Origin of the sequence: Micromonospora sp. NBC_01699 (assembly GCF_036250065.1) — a bacterium.
Taxonomy (GTDB): domain Bacteria; phylum Actinomycetota; class Actinomycetes; order Mycobacteriales; family Micromonosporaceae; genus Micromonospora_G.
On record NZ_CP109199.1, the window covers coordinates 2,199,579 to 2,217,988 of the forward strand.

At 71.1% G+C, this 18,410-nt stretch carries 14 protein-coding genes; 9 read left to right on the forward strand and 5 right to left on the reverse strand.

All coding sequences use genetic code 11. The features are described from left to right. Positions 1 to 58: 58 nt before the first annotated feature. A complete protein-coding gene (locus OG792_RS09920; protein WP_329108966.1) occupies positions 59 to 3,190 on the reverse strand; it encodes a M14 family metallopeptidase in 3,132 nt (1,043 codons plus the stop codon). 162 nt (positions 3,191 to 3,352) lie between these two features. Here OG792_RS09920 and OG792_RS09925 point away from each other — a divergent pair, with 162 nt between their 5' ends. Beyond that, positions 3,353 to 5,812: a lantibiotic dehydratase gene (locus OG792_RS09925; protein WP_329108967.1), complete on the forward strand. Its 2,460-nt coding sequence runs from the start codon at positions 3,353 to 3,355 to the stop codon at positions 5,810 to 5,812. Here OG792_RS09925 and OG792_RS09930 read toward each other — a convergent pair. After that, positions 5,796 to 6,218, reverse strand: a complete 423-nt coding sequence (locus tag OG792_RS09930) for a MerR family transcriptional regulator (RefSeq protein ID WP_329108968.1) — start codon at positions 6,216 to 6,218, stop codon at positions 5,796 to 5,798. The genes OG792_RS09925 and OG792_RS09930 overlap by 17 nt on opposite strands. 56 nt (positions 6,219 to 6,274) lie before the next feature. Between OG792_RS09930 and OG792_RS09935 the strand changes: the two genes are divergently transcribed. Further along, positions 6,275 to 7,324 carry an aldo/keto reductase gene (locus OG792_RS09935; protein WP_329108970.1) on the forward strand — a complete coding sequence of 350 codons (1,050 nt, stop codon included), beginning with the start codon at positions 6,275 to 6,277 and terminating at the stop codon, positions 7,322 to 7,324. A 98-nt stretch (positions 7,325 to 7,422) separates the two neighbouring features. Here OG792_RS09935 and OG792_RS09940 read toward each other — a convergent pair whose 3' ends face one another. After that, complete coding sequence (locus OG792_RS09940; RefSeq protein ID WP_329108972.1) at positions 7,423 to 8,115, reverse strand: GNAT family N-acetyltransferase; 693 nt, start codon at positions 8,113 to 8,115, stop codon at positions 7,423 to 7,425. Between the two features lie 146 nt (positions 8,116 to 8,261). Next, positions 8,262 to 8,450 (reverse strand): DUF397 domain-containing protein, encoded by a 189-nt coding sequence (locus OG792_RS09945; protein ID WP_329111183.1) that lies wholly within the window; start codon positions 8,448 to 8,450, stop codon positions 8,262 to 8,264. 500 nt (positions 8,451 to 8,950) lie between these two features. On the opposite strand from OG792_RS09945, the gene OG792_RS09950 reads away from it, so the two are divergent. The 3 genes from OG792_RS09950 (at position 8,951) to OG792_RS09960 (ending at position 12,286) form a co-directional block, all read left to right on the forward strand. Beyond that, entirely contained in the window at positions 8,951 to 10,174 is a 1,224-nt protein-coding gene (locus OG792_RS09950; protein WP_329108973.1) for a helix-turn-helix domain-containing protein, read from the forward strand. A gap of 99 nt (positions 10,175 to 10,273) precedes the next feature. Then, positions 10,274 to 10,987: a TetR/AcrR family transcriptional regulator gene (locus tag OG792_RS09955; RefSeq protein ID WP_329108974.1), complete on the forward strand. Its 714-nt coding sequence runs from the start codon at positions 10,274 to 10,276 to the stop codon at positions 10,985 to 10,987. A gap of 18 nt (positions 10,988 to 11,005) precedes the next feature. Continuing rightward, on the forward strand, positions 11,006 to 12,286 hold the full coding sequence (locus OG792_RS09960) for a cytochrome P450 family protein (RefSeq protein ID WP_329108976.1): 1,281 nt from the start codon (positions 11,006 to 11,008) through the stop codon (positions 12,284 to 12,286). On the opposite strand, the gene OG792_RS09965 is transcribed toward OG792_RS09960, so the two are convergent. Then, entirely contained in the window at positions 12,271 to 14,172 is a 1,902-nt protein-coding gene (locus OG792_RS09965; RefSeq protein WP_329108977.1) for a polysaccharide biosynthesis protein, read from the reverse strand. The two genes, OG792_RS09960 and OG792_RS09965, sit on opposite strands and share 16 nt — an antisense overlap. Positions 14,173 to 14,288: 116 nt before the next feature. Between OG792_RS09965 and OG792_RS09970 the strand changes: the two genes are divergently transcribed. Genes OG792_RS09970 through OG792_RS09985 form a run of 4 tightly spaced genes read left to right on the forward strand, consistent with a single transcriptional unit; the run spans position 14,289 to position 18,398 of the window. Further along, entirely contained in the window at positions 14,289 to 15,068 is a 780-nt protein-coding gene (locus OG792_RS09970; protein ID WP_329108979.1) for a sugar phosphate nucleotidyltransferase, read from the forward strand. Beyond that, on the forward strand, positions 15,065 to 15,988 hold the full coding sequence (locus tag OG792_RS09975; RefSeq protein ID WP_329108981.1) for an NAD-dependent epimerase/dehydratase family protein: 924 nt from the start codon (positions 15,065 to 15,067) through the stop codon (positions 15,986 to 15,988). The genes OG792_RS09970 and OG792_RS09975 overlap by 4 nt, the downstream gene beginning before the upstream one ends. A 53-nt stretch (positions 15,989 to 16,041) precedes the next feature. Next, positions 16,042 to 17,382, forward strand: a complete 1,341-nt coding sequence (locus OG792_RS09980; RefSeq protein WP_329108982.1) for a nucleotide sugar dehydrogenase — start codon at positions 16,042 to 16,044, stop codon at positions 17,380 to 17,382. Beyond that, positions 17,382 to 18,398, forward strand: a complete 1,017-nt coding sequence (locus tag OG792_RS09985) for an NAD-dependent epimerase/dehydratase family protein (protein ID WP_329108983.1) — start codon at positions 17,382 to 17,384, stop codon at positions 18,396 to 18,398. The genes OG792_RS09980 and OG792_RS09985 overlap by 1 nt, the downstream gene beginning before the upstream one ends. The last annotated feature ends 12 nt before the right edge of the window (positions 18,399 to 18,410 follow it).

Sequence of the window (18,410 nt, forward strand, 5' to 3'; positions counted from 1 at the left end):
GCGTTGGTGCCGTTACGCGTGGCGCGTTGGTCCCGCTACGCGTGGTGCGTTGGAGCCGTTAGGACAGCGGTTGCTTGCCGGCGCTGGCCGGACTGTCGAACAGGTGCAGCAGCGACTTGGCGACCAGGTCGTTGCGGGCCGCCGGGGCGAGCCCTTCCAGACCGAAACCGAAGTAGACGGTGTCCGGGGTGGTCACCACGGAACCCTCCTCGAACGCCGTCTGGCCACGCGACCAGTCGTTCGAACCGGGGGCGGAACCGGCCGGCGGACCGGCCACCGTCCAGCCACCGAGGTCGGACTCGAACGACGTCTCCGCGACGGTGACCCCGTCCCTGGTCACCTTGGTGTCGTCGACGAAGACACCGAGGCCCTGGGTGGACCAGTCCGACGCGTACGAGATCGACAGCTCGACCTGCTTGCCGGCGTACGCCGACAGGTCGATCGACCACTCCTGCCAGCCACCGGAGGCACCGGTGCCCGCGTTCCAGGTCCCGGTGCTGCCGGTGGGCGAGCAGTCCGCGCCGATGTAGTGGCCGAGCTGCGGGTGCAGCGTCTCCACCCAGCCGGACGCGCAGCTCTCGCCGGTGCCGGTGCCGGTGTGTCCGTTGGCGTCCGGCAACGTGGTCCAGTTGTCGGTGCCCACCTCGTGTGCCTCGACGAACACGTAGTCCCAGTCCGCCTCGACGTCGTGCGAGATGAAGAAGTTCAACGCGCCGCTGGTCGCCCCGGTCAGGTCGACGGTCCGGGTCAGCCGCTTGTACGCGGAGTCCGCCTGGCCGCTGAACAGGTACCACTCACCGGTGCGCGGGTCGAACGGTGCGCCGCCCGGCCGGCCCCAGCCGACCGGAGCCGAGCTGCTGAACTGCGGGAACTGGTCCGGCGGCAGGAAGCTCGACGTGGTCAGGAACGACGCCGTGTGGTCCTGGTTCGCCGCCGAGCCCGGCGCGTTGAGCACCCCGTTGAAGTCGGCGAACGGCCCGTCCTTGCCGACCACCGGGTACGGGTTGCCGTCGCCGTCCTGGCCGCCGCCACCGACGTAGGTGTGCGCGCCCAGGTAGTACTGCTGGAAATCGTTGAGGATCGGCAGGCAGGTGCCACCCGGCGCGGCACACTCCGGCGGGGCGCCCGGTGCGTAGTAGTAGCCACCGTCCGCCGACTGGGCCAGCAGCGCGTTCTTGCCGCTGACCAGGAGCTTGCCGCCCTCGTTGAGGTAGTCCCGAACGGCGAACTCGGTTTCGATAGCGGCCTTGGCCGTGGTGCCGGGCACCTGGCCCGGCGCCCGCAGGATCACGTCGTCGCCGGTCTCCCAGACCACCGCCGGGTAGTGCGACAGCACGCCGAGCGGGTGCGGCGCCTTGCGGCCCCGGGTGTCGAAGTCGTAGACGTCGCTGGTCTTGCCGGCGGCGGTGAGCGCCGCGGCCACCTCGTCGGCGTACTTGGCGCTGGTGCCGGTCTGCGCCGGGCTGAGCCCGGTCACGTCCTCGACGGCCAACACCAGCACGTCGCCACCGATGTCGGTGCTGACCTGGTAGGTGAAGTGCTCACTGGCGGTGGTCCCGCCGCCCTTGGGCTTGGTGCCGGTGAACCAGACCTCCACCCGGTCACCGGCCTTGGTGCCGGTCACCGTGCCGCGTACCTCGGCGTAGTAGTCGTCGTGGGTGTCGCCGTACCGTTCGCCGCCGCGCCATTCCTTGACCGCGACCGACTTCGGCTTGCCGCCGTTGACGACGTAGTGCATCTGTACGTTCTTCAGCGAGCGCCGGGCGACGGTGGCCACCGGCTGGCGGGTGCCGTACGAGACGTCGAACTTGTCGACCTCGAAGTCCGGGGTGCTGCGCCCGACCACCGACACCGGATTGTCCGGGGTGGCGGCGGACTTGGCGACGGCGAGCGCGAACGGCAGGTTCTTCGCCACCTCGGCGGCGATCAGGTCCTCGTCGTCCGGGAAGTTGAAGCCGCTGGCGCAGTCCTCGACCAGCCACTCGTCGTTGGGGTCGGAGGCGGACACGGTCTCGCAGGTGGTCATCTCGGGGGTGAAGCCGAGCGTGCCGTAGCGGACCGTGGCGTGGGTGTCGGTGTCACCGTTGGTGGTGTACAGCTCGGCCGAGATGTCCGGGTCGTAGCCGGGGATCGCCGGGTTGGCGTCGTCACCCGCCATCGCCTTGTAGATCACGTCGTCCGGGGTGGGGGTGTCGACCTGCCAGCCGACGCCGTAGAGCAGCAGCTCGGCGGCCGAGTGGTAGTTGATGTAGAACTCGAAGCCCACCCGCCGGAACAGGCCGTCCAGCGCCTTGGTCTCCGGCTCCGAGTTCGGGCCGGGGCCGCGGTAGGTCTCGCTCGACGGGTCCGAGGACGAGCCCTCGTTGTCGTAGCCCCACTTGTAGGAGAAGTTCCGGTTCAGGTCGACGCCGTCACCGCTGGTGATCTGACCGTCGCCGTTGTTGTCGCGCAGGTTCTTGCGCCACAACCGGTTGCCCTCGGTGAAGGTGAAGTCGTAGCCGTCCGGGTTCGACACCGGCAGGAACCACAGTTCGGTGGTGTCGACCAACCGGGTGATCTCCGGGTCGGTGCCGTAGTTGTCCAGCACGTGGTGCAGCAGCCGGCGGGTCATCTCCGGGGTGATCCACTCACGGGCGTGCTGGGCGGCGCCGTAGAGCACGGCGGGGCGCTTGCCGTCCTCGACGTTCTTGGCGTTCTTGGTGACCTTGACGGCGAGGATCGGCTTGCCCTGGGTGGTCCGACCGATCGTCTCGACCTTGGTCAGCTTCGGGAACCGGGCCGCGGTCGAGGTGATCTCGTCCCGGATGCCGCCGGGCTCGCTGTACGACCGGAACGCCGTCCAGCCGTTGGCGGACTGCTCGCGCAGCGCCCGGGAGGCTTCCTTGCCGCGTACCTTCTTGACCGACAGCGCGACGCCCTTGGAGGCGAGCCGGGCGGCCTGCTCCGGGGTCAGCACGACCTGGAGGGCGGACTTGCCGGCCTTGTCGACGCCGCCGACCGCGTGTCCCACGTCGACACCGCTATCTCGGAGTACGTCGAGCTGTTTGGCATCGGCCGAGCCGACGTACACCTCCAGGTTGCTGTTGTTGCCGTTCGGTGTGGCCGGTGGTTTCGCACTGACCGGTGCGGTCAGCACCATGACGCCGACCAAAGTGAACACGCCGGCGATCGCCAGCCGTGTTTTGCGCATTGCGCCCCCTCGTTCGAAGGATCTCTAGGCGCGAGCATTCTGTGCTGGATCAGACGTGTCAATGATTCGATCGGTTGGTCCGGGGCGATCAGTGACCGGGTGATGACCCACTGCTCTGCCATTCCCGACGGCACCCCGTCGCGGTACCGTGGCGCAGCCCTGATGTCGCCGTCTGTTGTGGAGGTTTCCGTGCCGGCCGACCTCGACGAAGCACCAACCGAGGACCGGGTCACCGGCACCGCGCCGCACCTGGTGTCGCTGGTCGACGGCGAGTGGGCGCTCTGGTGGTCGGTCTGTCTGCGCGGCACGGGTTTCGCGTTCGACCTGCTCGACGGGCTGGCCAGCCCCGACCTCGCCGCCGCCGCCGACCGACTGATCGGCACCGCCGGGCCGGACGCACCGGCGACCGAGGCGTACCGGGAGCGGTTCCGGGTGGCCGGTCGGGAGTTGGCGGCGGCGTTGCACCGGGTCGCGGCGCAGCCGCGCTTCCGGGAGGCGGTCACCTGGCAGAACCCGCACGCCGTACGCACCGGCCTGGACACCCTGCTGCGTCGCGACCCGGACACCGTCGTACGGACCGGCCGGCACCGCCGGTACGAGGCGCTGGTCACCAACTACCTGCACCGGTACTGCGCGAAGAACGACACGATCGGCTTCTTCGGCCCGGTCGGCTGGGCCGCGATCGTCCCCGACCAGCTGACACCGCTGCGGCACACCCGGACGGCGGACCCGGTCGCCGCCCGTACGCTCTATTTCGAGCACTGGGCGGTGGCGGCGGTGGCCTCGGCCCACGCCCCGGCCCTGCGCCGCTGGTTGGCGCCCCGCCGGATGCCGCTGGTCGACGTGGTCGACGGTCGACTGCGGGTGCCGCTGGCCGACCCGATCGAGTTGGACCCGTGCGCGGCGGCCGTCCTGCGCGCCTGCGACGGCGTACGTCTGCCGGTGGCGATAGTGGCCGAGGTGCTGGCCGACCCGACCGCCGGCACCACCGACCCGGCCGAGGTGTTCGCCACCCTCGACCGCCTGCACGCCGCCCGGTGGATCACCTGGGAGCTGGAGGCGCCGGCCGACGACCTCCGCTCGGAGATCACCCTGCGCCGGATTCTGGACCGGGTGGACGACCCGGCGGTCCGCGACCCGGCGGTCGCCGCGCTGACCGAGCTGACCTCGGCCCGCGACGAGGTCGCGGCGGCGGCCGGCGACGCGGCGCTGCTGCTGCCGGCCCTGGACCGGCTCGACGCCACCTTCACTCGGCTCACCGACCGGGCCGCGCAACGCGAGAGCGGCCAGACGTACGCGGGCCGCACGCTGCTGTTCGAGGAGTGCCGGCGGGCCGACCGGGTGACCCTGGGCCCGGCGCTGCTGGATCCGTTGCGGGCCCCGCTCGGGCTGGTGCTGGACAGTGCCCGCTGGTACACCTCGGCCGGCGCGGCGCTCTACCGCCGGGCGTTCCGCGATCTCTACCGCGACCTCGCCGGCCCGTCCGGTGCCGGCCCGGTGCCGTTCGCCGACTTCTGGCTGCTCGCCCACGACCTGCTGGTTCAACCGACGGAGACGCTGGCCCGGCCGCTGACCCGGGCGCTACAGGCCCGCTGGGCGCAACTGTTGGCGCTGCCCGGAGCCGACGCCGCCGACGGTGTCGCGCCGCAGCGCCGGGTGCACCGGGACAGCGCCGCACTGCGGGCGGCGGTCCGGGCCGCGTTCCCGGCCACCCGGCCCGGCTGGGCCGGCGCGGTGCAGCACAGCCCGGACCTGATGCTCGCCGCCGCCGACCCGGCCGCCGTCGAGGCCGGCGACTTCCGGTGGATCCTGGGCGAGCTGCACCCCGGCGCGAACACCATGCGGTACGCGAGCTGGTTCGCCCACCACCCGGAGCCGGAGCGGATGCGGGCGGCGATGGCCGCCGACCTGGCGCCGGGGGTGGTGCTGATGGGGGCGACCGAGGCGCAGGGCGGCACCCCGGTTCGGGTCGCCCCGGAGCTGGCCGGGCCGGGTGACGTACGGCTGGTCTTCGCCCCGGACACCTGCGGTTACGACCCGGACCGGGACCTGTTGGTCGGCGCCTGCGAGCTGACCGAGGTCGGCGGCCGGCTGATGGTCCGTCGTCGTTCCGGCGGCCCGGAGTACGAGTTGCTGGAGGTCGTCGCCGAGCTGGTGGCGGCCAAGTTGTTGCAGCGGTTCCGGCTGCTGCCGCCGGCCCCGCACACGCCCAGGGTGCAGCTCGACCGGCTGGTGGTGCAGCGCGAGTCGTGGAGCTTCGGGATGGTGGACCTGGCCCTGCTCGCCGAGCCCGACGAGGCAAACCGTTTCCTGGCCGTACGCCGCTGGGTCAATCGACACAACCTGCCCCGGTACGTCTTCGTCCGGGTCACCGGGGAGCGTAAGCCGATCCACCTGGACCTGACGAGTCTCGCCTCGGTGGACGTGCTGGCGCGGGCGGTCCGCCGGGCCACCCGGCTCGACCCGGCCGGTGCCCGGGTGACCGTCACCGAGATGCTGCCCGGCCCGGACCAGCTCTGGCTCGCCGACACCGCCGGCCGCCGCTACTGCGCCGAGTTCCGGTTCGTCGCCGTGGACCAGTGGGCCACGCCGTCGTCCGGCGGCGCTACCGGGCGGGGATGACGCAGGAGCCGGACGGGTCGGCGGAGAGGATGTCCTCGTACACGCCGACCTTGTGGTTGATCAGGTCGAGGGACTGGGTGAGCCGGGCGATCTGGGCGTTGACCCGGTCGCGGTGTTCGAGCATGAGGGCGAGGCGTTCGGTCTCGTTGCCGGTGCCCTGCCGAACCATCTCGGTGTAGCGGCGGATCGTCGGCAGCGGCATGCCGGAGGTGCGCAGGATGATGCAGACCCGCAGCCAGGCCACGTCGTACTCGGTGTAGACCCGGCGGCCGCCGCTGTCGCGGCGTACGGCCTGTTCGAGGATGCCCTCGCGCTCGTAGAAGCGGAGCGCGTGGACGCTCAGCCCGGTGCGTTCGGCGACCTGCCCGATGCTCAAGCCGGGGTTTTCCGTGGGGCGGCTGTCCATGCGGCCAAGGATACGAGCTTGACCTAGAGTCGACTCTAGGTCATAGGTTGCCGACCATGCGTTATCGAATCCTCGGCGGCACCGGCATCGAAGTCAGCGTCCACTGCCTCGGCACCATGATGTTCGGCTCCGCCGGCAACCCCGACCACGACGACAGCGTCCGGATCATCCACGCCGCGCTCGACCAGGGCATCAACTTCGTCGACACCGCGGACATGTACTCGATGGGGGAGTCCGAGGAGATCGTCGGCAAGGCTCTGAAGGGCCGGCGGGACGACGTGGTGCTCGCCACCAAGGTCCACTTCCAGATGGGCGAGGGCCGCAACCGGGGCGGGAACTCCCGCCGTTGGATCCTCAGGGAGGTCGAGGACAGTCTGAAGCGGTTGCAGACCGACTGGATCGACCTCTACCAGATCCACCGCCCCGACCACACCACCGACATCGAGGAAACCCTCTCGGTCCTGGACGACCTGGTACGCCAGGGCAAGATCCGTACGTTCGGCTGTTCGACCTTCCCGGCGGAGGAGATTGTCGAGGCGCACCACGCGGCCGACCGGCGCGCCATCGGGCGGTTCCGGACCGAGCAGCCGCCGTACTCGATACTGGCCCGGGGAATCGAGACGTCCGTGCTCCCGGTGACCCAGCGGTACGGCATGGGCGTGCTCGTCTGGAGCCCGCTCGCCTCCGGCTTCCTGTCCGGCCGCTACCGCCGGGGTCAGTCCGTCGACCTGTCGGTCGGCCGTGCCCGGCTCACCCCGGCCCGCTTCGATCCCTCGCTGCCGGTGAACGTGACCAAGCTGGAGATCGTCGAACAGCTCGTCGAAGTCGCCGAGAGCATCGGCTGCACGCTGCCCGAACTGGCCCTGGCCTTCACCGTCACCCACCCCGGCGTCACCTCGGCCATCATCGGCCCGCGCACGATGGAACACCTGGAGTCCGCGCTCAAGGGCGCCTCGCTCACCCTGGACGACGCCACCCTGGACCGGATCGACCAAATCGTCCCGCCGGGCACCAACGTCTACCAGCCCGACGGCGCCTGGAACCCGCCGTCACTGACCAACCCGACCCACCGCCGCCGCCCCCTGTCCGACCGCCCCGCCGCCTAACCCACCCCCACCCCCACCCCAGGGACGGCACTAATGTAGAGAAATAGTGGTTATTCCCTCGGGAGTAGCCACTATTTCTCTACATGAGGGGCTCTTGTTCAGGGGGTGCGGACGGCGGCGAAGGTGATTTCCGTGCGTACCTTGAAGCCCATTGACTCGTACAGTCGAATGGCGTTGGTGTTGAAGTCGGCTGCGTGGAGGAACGGCGTCTCGCCGCGTGCGCGGATGCCGGCCGCCACTGCCTTGACGAGCCGGCTGGCCAGACCCTGGCCGCGATAGCCGGGATCGGTGCAGACCGCGCTGATCTCCGTCAGGCCGGGCACCCGCAGCCGCTCACCCGCCATCGCGACGAGCGCGCCGTCGCGGCGAATACCCAGGTACGTTCCCAGCTCGATCGTGCGCGGCGCGAACGGCCCCGGTTCCGTACGCGCAACCAGGTCCAGCATCTCCGGTACGTCCTCGGCGGTCAGCCGTACGGCCTCCGCGTCCTCGGTGGCCTCCACGGCGACGTCGACCAGTTGCAGACCCTCCCCGTGCCACACCACGTCCCAGCCGGCGGGCAGGACGAGTCCGACACCGGCCACCGCGACCACGCTCTGCGGTCCGGCCAGCTTCGCCAGGTCGGCCCAGGCGCCTTCGTCGTTCCAGTCGGTCACGGCGGCAAACGGTGAGATGTCCGGCTCGAACATGACGGCCCGACCGTGGGAGGTGGTGAAGCGGGCGTGCCGACCGGTGAGCGAGGTCCAGACGGGGTTAGCTGAGATGTCGAGTTCGTCCGGCTTGATGTTCATCGCTGCCACATTTCCCGGTCGGGGTCATCGTCCAACGCGCAAGGCTATCCGGCGCGTGCGGCGTACGACCCCGAGCGTGATCAGGCGAAGAGCTGTGAAGCCCACCACGTTGCCGACGCCGGCAGACGGCGACTACCGGCAGCGGGTCAGCGGCGCCCGGTGGCGACGATGAAGGCGCGCCAGGCAACGGGGGTGAACGCCAGCGTCGCGCCGTCGGGGTCCTTGCTGTCCCGGACGAGTACGTGTCCGGGCAGGTTGTCGGCCACCTCGACACAGTCGCCGCCGTTGGTGCTGCTGCGGGTGCTCGTGCGCCAGATCGCTCCGGTCGGGTTCACCATCTCGTCCGCCCTTTCGTCGTTAGGGGGTGCGATGCCCCCGGCCGGGTCGGCGCGGGGGCATCGCGTGGGATTGGATAGCAGCCGGTCATCCATCGGATCCCACACCGTCCTCACAAAATCAGTCGCGTGTCTCACGCGAACCGTCGATTCGATACCAACCCACGCAGAGGCGTAACCGCTCTCGACAGTAGGGGGTTCCACAGCAGAGTGTCACTAGCGGGAGCGCTCGAATTCGTCGGCAACAAACCCGACCGGGCGCGACCAACCACGAGAGGGAGAGCGATGTCCAACGAGGAACGTGAATCGCAAGTGACGCTCGGTTCGGATAGCCCGGTGACCCCCGATGAGGGGACAACAACCGCAGGTCCGCCGCCAGTGACGGAAAATCGCAAGCAACCCCGTAATCGTGGAAGGTTTGATTCCCCGACGGGCTCGATGCCGTACGAATTCTTTTCGATTGGGGTGTCCGGTCGGATCCGGCGCAACCCGACCGCCTGATGGACGAGTTGCCGATCGGGCGTCGGGTCGCCTACTGGCGTGGCCAGCGGAAGATGTCCCAGCAGGTGTTCGCCGATCGTATCGGCAGGTCGAAGAGCTGGGTCGACAAGGTCGAGCGGGGCGACCGTCGGCTGGACAAGTTCTCGATGCTCTACCAGATCGCCGTGGTGCTCCAGATCGACGTGGCGATGCTGCTCGACCGGGACCTGGAGCGCGGATCCACCGCCCTGGGCAGCTACGAGCAGCGGGAACTGGACGATCTCCGGCAGGCGCTGGAGCGGTCCGCCCCGGCCGCCGCGATCGGCCGTGCCCCGGCCACGCCGCTGCACGAGTTGGCCCAGTCGGTCAACCACGCCTGGCTCACCTACCAGTACGCCCGCTACGGCGTGCTGGTACGCGGGCTGCCCGGACTGTTGCGGGACAGCCGGGCGGCGGACGCCTATCACCGGGGGGATGCCGGTCGGCAGGCGGCGAGCCTGCACGGGCAGGTGCTTCAGATCGCCTCCTCGGCGCTGCGGAAGTTCGGCGAGTCCGAGCTTGCCCGGCTCGCCGCGGACCGGGCGATCGGGAGTGCGCTGCGTGCCGAGGACGAACTGCTCGCCGCCATCGCGACCAGCAGGATGGCCAACGCCCTGCTCGCGATGGGCCGGGCCCGGCCGGCGTTCGAGGCGAACATGGTGATGGCGCAGCGACTCGCACCGGCCGATCCCGGCGCCGCCGACCCGGCCCGGCTCTCGGTGTACGGGTCGCTGCTGCTCCAGGCCGCGATGGCGGCGGCCCGGCTCGGTGACAACGAGGGCGTGCGCGAGCTGTTCCGCCTCGCCGACGAGGCCGCGAGGGTGCTCGGCGGGGACCGGAACGAGTACTGGACCAGCTTCGGGCCGACGAACGTGGAACTGCACCGGGCGGCGGCCGCGGTCGAGTTGGGCGAGGGGCGGCAGGCGGTCGCCATCCACGAGAACCAGATCGATCATCGGGCGCTCGCCGCGCTGCTGCCGGAGCGTCGGGCGCACCACCTGCTCGACCTCGCCCGTGGCTACCTGCTGGTCGGGGAGACCGGCCACGCCGGTGAGGCGCTGGTCGAGGCGGATCGGGTCGCGCCGTGGGAGATCCGGGGGCGGCCGATCGCGCACGAGCTGATGGCGGACATCCTTCGGCGTACGAAGGGTGCGGCACCGGCGCTGGTCACGGACCTGGCGACGCAGATGGGGGCGCGAGTGTGACCGGCTTGCGTACGGGTTCCGCGCTGCCATACCCTCTCCCTCGGGCAGGGCGTGACCAGATAGTCAAATCTGGTCACGCGGTCACGAGAGGGGATCCGGGTGGACCAGATCGAACGACGTGCCGCCGATCCGGTCGATGTCGAGCGCGGTCTGCGGGCCGATCGGATCATCGATGCCGCCGGCCGCCTGCTGGTCTCCTGGGGCTACCAGCGGATCACCATCGGCGAGGTCGCACGCCGGGCCGGTGTCGGCAAGGGCACCGTCTACCTGCACTTCCCGACGAAAGAGGCGCTCTTCCTGGCCGTGCTGACCCGGTCGGTGGTGGTGCTGGTCGACGCGCTGACGCGGGAGATCGACGACGACCCGGCCGCCGTACTGCCGGGTCGGGTGGCCCGGTTCGGCTACCGCCGACTGCGGGAGGACCCGATCGGCCGGGCACTGTTCACCGGCGACGCCGACACCCTGGGCGCGCTGGCACACAGCCCCGAGCTCGGCGACGTACCGCAGGAGCGGGACCGGGTGATCGGCGACTACCTCGCCATCCTGCGCGAGCACGGTGTCGCCCGTACCGACGACGACCCCGAACAGCAGCGGCACGGGTTCGTCGCGCTGTTGACGGGTTACCTGGCCACCGAGCCGGGGGCGCCGGACGCCGAAGGCACCGCCGACTTCGTCGCCCGGATCGCGGGCGCGGCCTTCGAGACCCCGGCCGCCGACCGGTCACCCGACCCGGCGGCCCAACAGGTACGCGCCCTGCTGCACCGCACCCTCGACCAACTGCACCAGCGGTTGAGTCGGCAGTTCGCCTTCTGACCAGCATGGGGGAAAGTCATGACCGCTACCCGGCCCGACGCTGCCGAGGGCACCTTCGACCTGATGGACGAGCGGTTGCTGCGCGACCCGTTCACCGGATACTCCCGGATCCGGGAGCAGACCCCGATCACCCGCGTCACGATTCCGGGCATCGCACCACCGTGGGTCGTCACCCGCCACGAGGACGTCCGGGCGGTGCTGGCGGACCCTCGGTTCGTCACCAACCCCGCCAACGTGCCGGGCGGTGCCGGGGTCAACCTCGCCGAGATGGTGCTCCGGTCCCGGGGCGTCGCCGAGGAACACATCCGCTACCTGCTGGCCAACATCCTCGAATTCGACGGCGCCGACCACCACCGACTCCGCCGGCTGGTCTCCCGCGCGTTCACCGCCCGCCGGGTCGAGCTGCTGCGCCCCAGGATCGAGCAGATCGCCGAGGACCTGCTCGACCGGCTGCCCGGCGCGGTGCGGGACGACGCCGTCGACCTGCTCCGACACTTCGCGTACCCGCTGCCGGTGGTGGTGATCTGCGAGCTGGTCGGCATCCCGGCGCAGGACCGGCCGGGCTGGCAGCGGGCCAGCGCCGCGCTGGTCGAGCCGTCCGGCGCGGGCATGGCCGAGGCCCTGCGCGAGCTGGTCGAGTCGACCGAACGGGTGATCGCGGCGCGGCGGGCCGAACCGGCGGACGACCTGGTCTCCGCGCTGATCCGGGCCCAGGACGAGGACGGCGACCGGCTCAGCGACACCGAGCTGATCGCCATGGTGCTGACCCTGCTGATCGCCGGCCACGAGACCACCGCGCACCTGATCGGCAACGGCACCGCCGCCCTGCTCACCCATCCCGACCAGCTCGCCCGGCTGCGCGACGAGCCCGAGCTGATGCCGGGTGCCGTACCCGAGCTGCTGCGCTGGTGCGGCCCGGCGACGGCGACCCGGATGCGGTACGCGACCGAGGACCTCCGGGTCGGGGACGTACCGATCCGTCGGGGTGAGGCGGTGATGCCGATCCTCGTCGCGGCGAACTTCGACCCGCGCGCGTTCGACGACCCGGATCGGCTCGACCTCGGCCGGGACCGGGACGGGCACCGGGAACGGCACGTCGCCTTCGCCCACGGGCTGCACTACTGCCTCGGCGCGCCGCTGGCCCGGCTGGAGGGGGAGGTGGCGTTCGGGGCGCTGCTGCGCCGGTTCCCCGATCTGACGCTGGCCGTAGCCCCGGACGAGTTGGACCGCGAGCTGGTGCCGGGTGCGTGGCGGTTGCGCGCGCTACCGGTACGACTCGGCGGTCAGCGGATCGGGTAACCGTCCGCCGGGCGGCCGTCGCGGGTGTTCGGGACCAGCACGACCGGCGGGCCGAAGGTGGCCGGCTGCTCGCAGAGCCAGGCGAGCCGATCGATCACCCTGGCCGGGTCGTCGAACGGGTCCAGCGCGCTGGCCTCGATCGGGTCGAGCGGCGGCACGCTCACGTGCGAGATCAGCGGGTGCAGCGGCCGGAGGTCGATCTCGCCGGTGCCGATCAGGTCCTCGTGCAGTTTCTCCCCGGGACGCAGGCCGGTGTAGACGATCCGCGGGGCGCCGGGGGCCTGCGCGGCGAGCTGCCGGGCGATGTCGTCGATGCGTACGGGGTCGCCCATGTCCAGCACCAGCGCCTCGCCGTCGCGGCCGATCGCCGATGCCTGCAACACCAGTTGCACCGCCTCCTGCACCGTCATCAGGTAGCGGGTCACCTCGGGGTGGGTGACGGTGATCGGCAGTCCGGCCTCGATCTGGGCCTGGAACGCGCCGACCACCGACCCCCGGCTGGCCAGTACGTTGCCGAAGCGCACGCTGAGGAAGGTGCCGTCGGTGGCGGCGGCGGTGTGCGCGGTCAGCCGTTCGGTGATCCGCTTCGAGTAGCCGAGCACGCTGATCGGGTTCGCCGCCTTGTCGGTGGAGATGTTGACGAACCGGGCCACGTCCCGGCAGGCGCTGAGCACCGCGAGGGTGCCCCAGACGTTGGTCTTGATCGCCTCGCCGGGGTGCCGTTGCAGCAGCGTGAGGTGCTTGAGCGCGGCGGCGTGGAAGACGATGTCCGGCTTGCGTTCGGCGACCACCCGGGCGATCCCCTCGGCGTCGCGTACGTCGGCGAGGATGAGTTCCGGGCCGTCGAGCAGGGCCCGGCCGGTCAGCGACAGTTGCAGGGCGTGCAGGGCCGACTCGTCCCGGTCGAGCATCATCAGCTCGCCGGGGTTGGCCCGCATCAGCTGCCGGCACAGTTCGGAGCCGATCGAGCCGCCGGCACCGGTCACCAGCACCCGCCGGCCGGTCACCTCCGCACCCCGGGTGCCGAGGTCGGCGACGGCGTGCGGGCGTCCCAACAGGTCGGTGATCTTCAGGTCGCGTACGTCGGCGACGCTGATCCGGTGGTCGACGAGTTCGCGTACCGGGGGTAGCACCTTGAACTCGGCGCCGGCCTCCAGGGTGGTCGCGCGGACCTGGCGGATCAGCTCCGGCCCGGCGCTGGCGATCGCCAGGATCAGGGTGTTCGCCCTGGTCAGGTTGATCGCGGCGGTGATCTCCGGGCGCCCGCCGAGCACCGGTACGCCGTCCAGGCGAAGGTGCCGCTTCTCCGGATCGTCGTCGAGCAGCCCGACCGGCAGGTACTTGCCCCGCGGGTCGCTGACCATGGCCTTGAGCAGCGACTGACCGGCCGAGCCGAGACCGAACAACAGCACCGGTACGGCCGAACCGGTGCTCGGGCGCAGCGACCGGCTGCGCCGGTGCCGGTGCACCGACCGGACGGCGAGCATGAGCAGCAGGGCGATCGCCCCGCCGACCGGGGGCGTGCTGGCCGGGATCGGGTGGGTGGCCAGCGGCAGCACGCCGAGCACGATCAGGGCGGCGGTGCCGGCGACCGCGCCGGTCAGCGCGCGTGCCTCCAGCAGGCTGCCCAGCGGGTGCCGCCCGAGCCGGCGGCGGTGCACGGTGGTCAGCCCGGTGAAGATGGCGCTGGCGACCAGGCCGGCGACCAGCACCCGGCTCACCACGTGGGTGCTCAGGTCGAACTCGTACCGGGTCCAGGCGGCGGTGAGGAAACCGGCGATCCAGGCGACGGTGTCGACACCGAGCAGCGCCACCGTGCGACGCCGGGCACCGGGTCGGCGGCGTACGGGCTGCGGGTGGGGGGTGGGGGCTGCGGCGAGTGGCATACCAAACACCTAGTCCCTCTTTTCATCTTAGGTGGACTGTTTCACATTATTTAGGCGCTTCATTCGCTTTGTTTGCGTGCTCGGGCTATTTGCGTGACTCGTGGAAGGTGCCGTCGTTGACGACAGAGGACCGGTCCCGGCAGGTGGGAAGGAGCGTGGAGGGCGACATGCACGTGGTGATCATGGCCGGCGGCAAGGGAGTCCGGCTGCGGCCGTACACCACGTCGCTGCCGAAGCCGCTGGTGCCGATCGGGGACAGCCACGCGATCCTGGAGATCGTCCTGCTCCAGTTGGCCGACCACGGATTCACCCACGCCACCCTGGCGATCAACCACATGGGATCGTTGATCCGCGCGTTCGTCGGCGACGGCTCCCGGTACGGCCTGCGGGTGGACTACGTGGAGGAACGCGTACCGCTCTGCACGGTCGGTCCGCTGTTCGGGCTGCGCGACCGGTTGCCGGAGCACTTCCTGGTGATGAACGGGGACATCCTCACCGACATCAACTACGCCGACCTGCTGGCCGCGCACCGCACCTCGGGGGCGCCGCTGACCGTGGCCACCTTCCGGCGCAGCGTCAAGATCGATTTTGGGGTGCTGGTCAGCCGGGGCGACCGGGTGGTCGAGTTCACCGAGAAGCCCACCCTCGACTACGAGGTCAGCATGGGCCTCTACGGCCTGTCCCGGGACACCATCGCGCCGTACCCGGTCGGACTGCCGTTCGGGTTCGACCAGCTCATGATCGATCTGATCCGTACCGGTCGGCACCCGGCCAGCTACCCGTTCGACGGCTACTGGCTCGACATCGGCCGGCCCGAGGACTACGACGAGGCGAACCGGACCTTCGACGACCTCCGCTCGACCCTGCTCCCCACCGGGGTACGGGAGCCGGTGTGAGCCGGGTCCTGCTCTTCGGTGCGTCCGGCTTCGTCGGCGCACGGGTCCGGGCCGTACTCGCACCCGACACGGAACTGATCTGCCCCGGACGGGTCGAGTGCGACCTGCTCTCCGCCGGGGTGACGGAGCTGACCGAACTGGTCCACGCGACCCGGCCGGACGCCGTGGTCAACTGCACCGGACGGCTCACCGGCGACGGGGCCACGATGGTCCACGCGCACACCCTGGTCACCGCCAAGCTGATCGAGGCGATCGCGGTGGGCTTCCCCCGGGCCCGGCTGGTCCGACTCGGCTCGGCCGGCGAGTACGGCCCGGTCCCGTTCGGTGCGCCGGTCGCCGAGGACGAACCCGCCGCCCCGGTCAGCGCGTACGGACTCAGCCACCTGGCCGGCACCCGACTGGTCGAACTGGCCCGGTCCACCGGCCGGATCGACGCGGTGGTGCTGCGGGTGTTCAACCCGATCGGCCCCGGACTGTCCACCGAGAACGTGCTCGGCCGGGCGGCGGCGCTGCTGCTGGAAGCCGGCGAGACCGGGGCGCCGGAGATCGAGTTGGGACCGCTCGGTGCGTACCGTGATTTTGTCGACGTCCGCGACGTGGCGCTCGCGGTCCGGGCGGTGATCCGCGCGGCCGACCCGCCCCACCTCGTGTTCAACATCTCCAGCGGGCACGCGGTCGCCACCCGGCACGCGGTCCGGCTGCTCGCCCGGACCGCCGGGTTCGACGGCACCATCCGCGAGGAGGCTCCGGCCGCCGCGGCGGCCCGGACGGCGAACGTGCCCTGGATGTGCGGGGACAACTCGCTCGCGCTGCGGGTGCTCGGCTGGGCACCCGGCCACGACCTGGTCGACTCGGTCCGGGACCTGTGGGACGCCGCGGTCATCGCCCGGACGCCACTGACCAGCGGAGCATCCGTCTGACCCGACGGCGGCACGCGCCCCTTCCCTATGCGTTCTCACCAAGGAGGCCGGAGTTGTACGGAAAGATCGGGGTCGTCGGACTCGGCTATGTCGGCCTGACCCTGGCCGCCGCGCTCGCGCGCAAGGGCTACGAGGTGCACGGCGTGGACACCTCCCCGGCCGTCCGGGAGGCGCTGCGCGCGGGGCGGGTCCACCTGTTCGAGCCCGGCATCGAGGAGGTGTTCGCCGAAACCGTGGGCAGGAATGTCTTCGTACCCACCGAACTGCCGGCCGACGTGGACGTGGCGGTCATCTCGGTCTCCACACCGGTGGACGACCGCACCCGGCAACCCGACCTGACCAACCTCGCCGCCGCCGCCGAACAGGTCGCCGATTGGTGCGGACCGGACACACTGGTGGTGGTCCGCAGCACCGTACCGGTCGGCACCAGCCGCCGGGTGGTGCTGCCCGCGCTGCTCGCCGCCTGGGGCCGGGCCAGGCTGGTGATGGCCCCCGAACGGACCATCCAGGGCCAGGCGCTGCGCGAACTGGTCGAGCTGCCGCAGGTCGTCGGCGGGCTGGACGACGAGAGCCGGCAGGCCGGCATCGACTTCTTCGGCGGGCTCGCCAACCGGGTCGTACCGGTGTCCAGCCTGGAGGCGGCCGAACTGGTCAAGCTCTCCAACAACTGCCACACCGACCTGATCTACTCGTTCGGCAACGAGCTGGCGCTGATCGCCGAACGGCACGGGCTCGACCCGCTGGAGGTGATCGGGGCGGCCAACCTGGACTATCCCCGGCCGGACCTGAGCAAGCCCGGGTACGTCGGCGGTGGCTGCCTCTCCAAGGACCCGTACATCATGATCAACAGTGCCGGGGGCGAACCCGGACCGTTCCTGGTCGGCGCGGCCCGGCGACTCAACGAGTACCTGCCGGTGCACGTCGCCAACCGGGTGGTCGACCTGCTCCGCCAGGTACGCGGCGGCACCGTCGGCGCCCGGCTGGCCGTACTCGGGTGGGCCTACAAGGGCTGGCCGCCCACCGACGACATGCGCGGCACCCCGATCGCCACCATGATGCCGGTGTTCCGGTCGGCCGGCATGACCGTCGTCGGCCACGACCCGATGGTCCCGGACGAGGTGATCCACCGCCACGGCGGCGAGCCGACCAGCATCGACAAGGCGTTCAGTGACGCCGACGCGGTCCTGGTCATCAACGACCACCCGGACTACCGGGCGATCCGGATCGAAACCCTGCTCGGCGGGGGCGGCCCGCGACCCGCGCTGGTCTACGACTCCTGGCGGATCCTGGACGAGGCGGCCATCACCGCCGCCGGCATCCGCTACGCCGGCATCGGCTACCTGCCCTACCCGCGTACGCCGGCACCCGTGCCCGCTCCGGCGAGAGGTGCCTGATGCGCGCGCTGATCCTCGGCGGGGCCGGCTTCGTCGGCCTGCACCTCGCCGACCGGCTGGTGGCCGACGGGCACACCGTCACCGTCGTGGACGACTTCTCCCGGGGCCGCGACGACGAGCGGATCGGCGCGCTGCGCGCGCATCCCGAAGTTGACATCCGCTCCGCCGACCTGACCAGCGCACGGGCCTGGGCCGAACTGCCGCCCGGCTACGACCAGATCTACCTGCTCGCGGCGGTGGTCGGCGTACGCAACGTCGAAGCCGACCCGGCCCGGGTGATCCGGGTCAACACGCTCACCGCCCTGCACCTGCTGGACTGGGTCGGCCCCGGTGGACGGATCTTCTTCAGCTCCACCAGCGAGGTGTACGCCGGCGGCGTCGACGCCGGCATCGTGGCCGTACCCACGGCCGAGGACGTGCCGGTGATGGTGGCCGACGTGACCTCGCCCCGGTTCGCGTACGCGATCAGCAAACTGCTCGGCGAGGCGGCCTTCGTCCACGGGGCGGCGGCAAAGGGCTGCACCGCCGTCGTCGGCCGGTTCCACAACGTCTACGGCCCGAGGATGGGCGCCGACCACGTCATCCCCGAGATGGCCCTGCGGGCGCTGCGCGGCGAGAACCCGTTCCGGGTCTGGGGCGCCGACCAGTACCGGGCGTTCTGCCACGTCGACGACGCCGTCGAGGCGATGCTGCGGCTGATGGCCTGCCCCGAGGCGGCCGGCGAGATCGTGCACATCGGCGACGACACCGCCGAGACCAACATCGCCGACCTGGCCCACCTGGTGCTGGACCTGGCCGGCGCCAGCCCCACCATCCAGCGCCTGCCGGCCCCACCCGGTTCCGTCCCCCGACGTTGCCCCGACCTGGGCAAACTGCGCCGGCTGACCGGCTTCGAACCGACCGTGCCACTGGCCGACGGCGTCCGCCGCACCTTCGAGTGGTACCGCGACCGGCTCGACCGCACCGGCGGCGCCACTCCTCGGCAGCCGGGCCCGCTGGTCAGCCCGGCCCACTGAGCCCGATCGGAG